This is a genomic window from Streptomyces sp. URMC 126 (assembly GCF_051386555.1).
Classification (GTDB): domain Bacteria; phylum Actinomycetota; class Actinomycetes; order Streptomycetales; family Streptomycetaceae; genus Streptomyces.
Genome location: NZ_JBPQTX010000404.1, coordinates 1 through 5,484 on the forward strand (window position 1 = coordinate 1; position 5,484 = coordinate 5,484).

The following is a 5,484-nucleotide window of genomic DNA, read 5'->3' on the forward strand; positions in this document are numbered from 1 at the left end:
GTCCTCAAACGCCGGGCGGGCTGAATGGGGCGGCCACTCCAGCCCGTCCGGCGTTTGAGGACAACCGCGCGGAGCGCGGTTTCGGGGGGCTGGGGGCTTGCCCCCAGGAAACGGCGAAGGGGCGGGACCGGGGCAAAACTCCCCCCTCGGCCCCGAACCCGCAGGTCGCTAGTATGGCGACCGGCGGAGCCATCCGCCGACGCCAGCGACGGCGCCAGGGGAGGAAGCCGGTGGAACTCCGGCACGGTCCCGCCACTGTGAGCACGACGGCACCAGCAGCACGCACCACGCCGCCGCGCGAGTCAGGAACTCCCGCCGTCCTCCAACCGCCCGGGGCGCGGACCCCGAGGAAGGCCAGCCGCAGCATGCGCATGTTCCGGTCCCGCGCACCCCGGGCGACCCTCGACGCACTCGGGAGCGCCGCGTGATCCTTCTCCTGTCGACCTCCGACACCGACCTGCTCAGCGCCCGGGCGGCCGCTGCCCAGGGCAGCCCGGTCCCGTACCGGCTCGCCAACCCCGCCCGGCTGCCGCTGGAGGACCTGCCGGAGCTGCTGGAGGGCGCGGACCTCGTCGTCGTCCGCCTCCTCGGCGGCGTCCGCGCCTGGCAGGAGGGGCTCGACCGGCTCCTCGCGACGGAGAAGCCCGTCGTCGTCCTCACCGGCGAACAGGCCCCGGACGCCCAGCTGATGGAGCACTCCACCGTGCCCATCGGCATCGCCGCCGAGGCCCACGCCTACCTCGCGCACGGCGGTCCCGCCAACCTCGAACAGCTCGCGCGCTTCCTCTCCGACACCGTGCTGCTCACCGGCCACGGCTTCGAGCCCCCGGCCGCCGCCCCCACCTGGGGCGAGCTGGAGCGCACTGCCAAGCCGGACGCGGACGGCCCGACGATCGCCGTGCTCTACTACCGCGCCCACCACATGAGCGGCAACACCGCCTTCGTGGACGCCCTCTGCGGTGCGATCGAGGACGCCGGCGGCCGCCCGCTGCCGCTGTTCGTCGCCTCGCTGCGCGCCCCCGAGCCCGAGCTCGTCGAGGCGCTGGGCGCGGCCGACGCCGTCGTCACCACCGTCCTCGCGGCCGGCGGCACCAAGCCCGCCGCCGCGTCCGCCGGCGGCGACGACGAGTCCTGGGACGCAGGGGCGCTCGCCGCCCTCGACGTGCCCGTCCTCCAGGCGCTCTGCCTCACCGGCCCGCGCAGCGCCTGGGAGGAGAACGACGAGGGGCTGTCCCCGCTGGACGCCGCCACCCAGGTCGCCGTGCCCGAATTCGACGGCCGCATCATCACCGTCCCGTTCTCCTTCAAGGAGGTCGACGAGGACGGCCTCCCGGCGTACGTCGCCGACCCCGAGCGCGCCGCCCGCGTCGCCGGGATCGCCGTCAAGCACGCCCGGCTCCGGCACGTCCCCGCCGCCGAGAAGCGGATCGCGCTCGTCCTCTCCGCGTACCCCACCAAGCACTCCCGCATCGGCAACGCCGTCGGTCTCGACACCCCCGCCAGCGCCGTCGCCCTGCTGCGCCGACTGCGTGAGGAGGGGTACGACTTCGGCGACGAGCCCGTGCCCGGCCTGGAGTCCGGCGACGGCGACGAGCTGATCTACGCCCTCATCGAGGCCGGCGGCCACGACCAGGAGTGGCTCACCGAGGAGCAGCTCGCCCGCAACCCCGTCCGCATCCCGGCCGCCGACTACAAGCGCTGGTACGCGCAACTGCCGGAGGAACTGCGGGAGGCCGTCGAGGAGCACTGGGGTCCCGCCCCCGGCGAGATGTTCCTCGACCGCAGCCGCAACCCCGAGGGCGACATCGTCCTCGCCGCCCTCCGCCGCGGCAACCTGCTGATCCTCATCCAGCCGCCGCGCGGCTTCGGCGAGAACCCCATCGCCATCTACCACGACCCGGACCTGCCGCCGTCGCACCACTACCTCGCCGCCTACCGGTGGATCGCCGCGTCCCGCGAGGACGGAGGCTTCGGCGCCGACGCCATGGTCCACCTCGGCAAGCACGGCAACCTGGAGTGGCTGCCCGGCAAGAACGCCGGCCTGTCCGCCGCCTGCGGCCCCGACGCCGCCCTCGGCGACCTCCCGCTCGTCTACCCCTTCCTCGTCAACGACCCGGGCGAGGGCACCCAGGCCAAGCGCCGCGCCCACGCCACGCTCGTCGACCACCTCGTCCCGCCGATGGCCCGCGCCGAGTCGTACGGCGACATCACGCGCCTGGAGCAGCTGCTCGACGAGTACGCGCAGATCTCCGCGATGGACCCGGCCAAGCTCCCGGCGATCCGCGCCCAGATCTGGACGCTGATCCAGGCCGCCAAGCTCGACCACGACCTCGGCATGGAGGACCGGCCCGACGACGACGGCTTCGACGACTTCCTGCTGCACGTCGACGGCTGGCTGTGCGAGGTCAAGGACGCCCAGATCCGCGACGGCCTGCACGTCCTCGGCGGCGCCCCCACCGGCCCCGAGCGCGTCAACCTCGTCCTGTCCATCCTCCGCGCCCGCCAGATCTGGGGCGGCACCTCCGCCCTGCCCGGCCTGCGCGAGGCCCTCGGCCTGGACGAGTCCGCCGCCACCCGCACCACCGCCGACGAGGCCGAGGCCCGCGCCCGTGCCCTCGTCGAGGCCATGGAGGAGGCGGACTGGAACCCCGAGGCCGTGGCCGGCGTCTGCGCCGAACTCCCCGAGGGGCAGCGGAAGGGCGTCGAAGCCATCCTCGCCTTCGCCGCCCGCGAGGTCGTCCCCCGCCTCGCCGCCACCACCGACGAGCTCGACCACGCGGTGCACGCCCTCGCCGGCGGCTTCGTCCCGGCCGGCCCGTCCGGCTCGCCGCTCCGCGGCCTGGTCAACGTCCTCCCGACCGGCCGTAACTTCTACTCCGTCGACCCCAAGGCCGTCCCCAGCCGGCTCGCCTGGGAAACGGGCCAGGCCCTCGCCGACTCCCTCCTGGAGCGCTACCGAGCCGACAACGGCGAGTGGCCCACGTCCGTCGGCCTCTCCCTGTGGGGCACCAGCGCGATGCGCACGGCAGGCGACGACGTCGCCGAGGCGCTGGCGCTGCTGGGCGTCCGGCCGGTGTGGGACGAGGCGTCGCGACGGGTCACGGGGCTCGAAGCCGTCTCCCTGGAGGAGCTGGGCCGGCCGCGCATCGACGTCACCCTGCGCATCAGCGGCTTCTTCCGCGACGCCTTCCCGCACGTCATCGGCCTGATGGACGACGCCGTACGGCTCGTGGCGTCCCTTGACGAGCCCGCCGAGCTCAACTTCGTCCGCGCCCACGCGCAGGCGGACCTCGCCGAGCACGGGGACGAACGCCGCGCCACCACGCGCATCTTCGGCTCCCGCCCCGGCACCTACGGCGCCGGCCTGCTCCAGCTCATCGACAGCCGTGACTGGCGCACCGACGCCGACCTCGCCGAGGTCTACACCGTCTGGGGCGGCTACGCCTACGGCCGTGGCCTGGAGGGCCGGCCGGCCCGCGCGGAGATGGAGAGCGCCTACAAGCGGATCGCCGTCGCCGCGAAGAACACCGACACCCGCGAGCACGACATCGCCGACTCGGACGACTACTTCCAGTACCACGGCGGCATGGTGGCCACCGTGAAGGCGCTGCGCGGCAAGGCGCCGGAGGCGTACATCGGCGACTCGACGCGGCCGGAGACCATCCGCACCCGCACCCTGGTCGAGGAGACCTCGCGCGTCTTCCGCGCCCGCGTCGTCAACCCCCGCTGGATCGAGGCGATGCGCCGCCACGGCTACAAGGGCGCCTTCGAACTCGCCGCCACCGTCGACTACCTGTTCGGCTACGACGCCACGACCGGCGTCGTCCCCGACTGGATGTACGACAAGCTCACCCAGGCGTACGTCCTCGACCCCGAGAACCGCGCCTTCCTCCAGGAGGCCAACCCCTGGGCGCTGCACGGCATCGCCGAGCGGCTGCTGGAGGCGGAGAGCCGCGGCATGTGGGCCAAGCCCGACGCCGAGACGCTGGCCGCCCTGCGCCAGGTGTTCCTGGAGACCGAGGGCGAGCTGGAAGGCGGCGCGGACGAGGAGTAGTCCGCGACTTCCGGAGGACGCGCCTCCCCCGGTGTGCTTCGGCGCACCGGGGGAGGCGCGCGTCCGGAGCGAGTCCCTCATCTCGCGTCTCTGTGACGCCCGTTACATCTAAAGTCCTGCCATGGATGGAACGACGGAACGGCACGACCCGGCGCTGGGCGTCACCTTCGCCCGACTGGCCGGCGAGCCGTTATGGAACCGACTGCTCGACGAGGGGCGGACGCGCCGGCACCGGGCCGGCGAGACCCTGCTGCGCCAGGGCGACACCGGAACGCACGTCCTCGCCCTGGTCGCCGGGGTGGTCAAGGTCATCCGGGTGGAACGGGACGGCCGGGTGCGCCTGTTGGCGTTCCGCGGCGCCGGCGACGTGGTGGGCGAGGCCGCGGTGCTGGAGGAGGGCGAGCGGCGGCTGGCGTCCGTCACGGCCATAGTGGACGTCACGGTCGTGGTGGTGGAGGAGCGCCGGTTCCGGGGCTTCGTCGAACGGTGCGGCCTCTCGCCCGTCCTCACCCGGCACGCCCTGACCCGGCTGCGCCAGTCCGACCGGGCCCGCGGCGGCTGCTGTTCGCGGGAGCGGGTCGCCCAGGCGCTGCTCGCCCTGGCCGAGGCGGCGTACGGCGGAGGGACGGGCGGTTCGCCGACGGGTGGCGGACGGGCCGGGGGCGGGGCGTATCTGTCGGTCACCCGTGCCGAACTCGCCCAGTACCTCGGCGCGTCCCGCAACACCGTCAGCGCCGCCCTGCGCGAGATCGGCGACCGGGTGGTCGGCGCCGAGCGCGGCGGTGTCGTCGTCCACGACCTGAACGCCCTGCGCGCGGTGGCCGCTGTGACGGACGGGCCTTACACGGACGCGTGACGCTCGTCACGCCTCCTGTGCACTCGCGGTGCACACCGCGCACCACGACTCCGTAAGGATCCGAAGTGAGCCCGGCACCCCTCCGGGGGGAACGGGGTGCCGGGTGCCGCCCCTTCGGAACCGCCTCACCACCGAGGAGTCGCCCATGTCCGCCACGGACACCCCGTCCGCCGCCCCGGCCACCGGCCCGTCCACCGTTCCGTCCGCGAGCCCCGCCCCCTGGAGCGTCAGCCGGGACCTGCCGCCCTACCGCGGCATCCTCGCCGTGGACGCCAAGGACTTCACCGGCCGGCCCGCCGCCGAACACCCCTCGCTCACCACCGTCATCCCCCAGCTCGTCGGGCAGGGCTTCCTCCGCGCCGGTCTCGAACGGGTCTGGGAGGAGCGGAAGTTCTTCGGCAACACCGGCGACGGCCTGGCCATGGGCTTCGATCCCGTCGCCCTGCCCCGGATCATCCACCCCTTCCTGTACGAACTCCAGGAAGTCCTCACCGACTACAACATCCACGCCACCGCGACCGGCCGCGTCCGGCTCCGGGTCAGCCTCCACGTCGGGCCGCTGCCCGACTCCGGC

The 5,484-nt window shown here is 74.0% G+C and carries 2 protein-coding genes, 1 pseudogene and 1 riboswitch; all 3 genes and pseudogenes read left to right on the forward strand.

Going from position 1 to position 5,484, the window contains the following annotated elements; all coding sequences use genetic code 11:
- Positions 1–220 precede the first annotated feature (220 nt).
- Positions 221–312: riboswitch (cobalamin riboswitch) on the forward strand.
- 112 nt (positions 313–424) lie between these two features.
- A complete protein-coding gene (cobN, locus tag ACSNOK_RS30150) occupies positions 425–4,054 on the forward strand; it encodes a cobaltochelatase subunit CobN (RefSeq protein WP_436783973.1) in 3,630 nt (1,209 codons plus the stop codon).
- Positions 4,055–4,175: 121 nt separating this feature from the next.
- Complete coding sequence (locus ACSNOK_RS30155) at positions 4,176–4,910, forward strand: Crp/Fnr family transcriptional regulator (protein ID WP_436783974.1); 735 nt, start codon at positions 4,176–4,178, stop codon at positions 4,908–4,910.
- A 145-nt stretch (positions 4,911–5,055) separates the two neighbouring features.
- Positions 5,056–5,484 (forward strand): annotated as a pseudogene (locus tag ACSNOK_RS30160) (hypothetical protein); the annotation flags it as partial.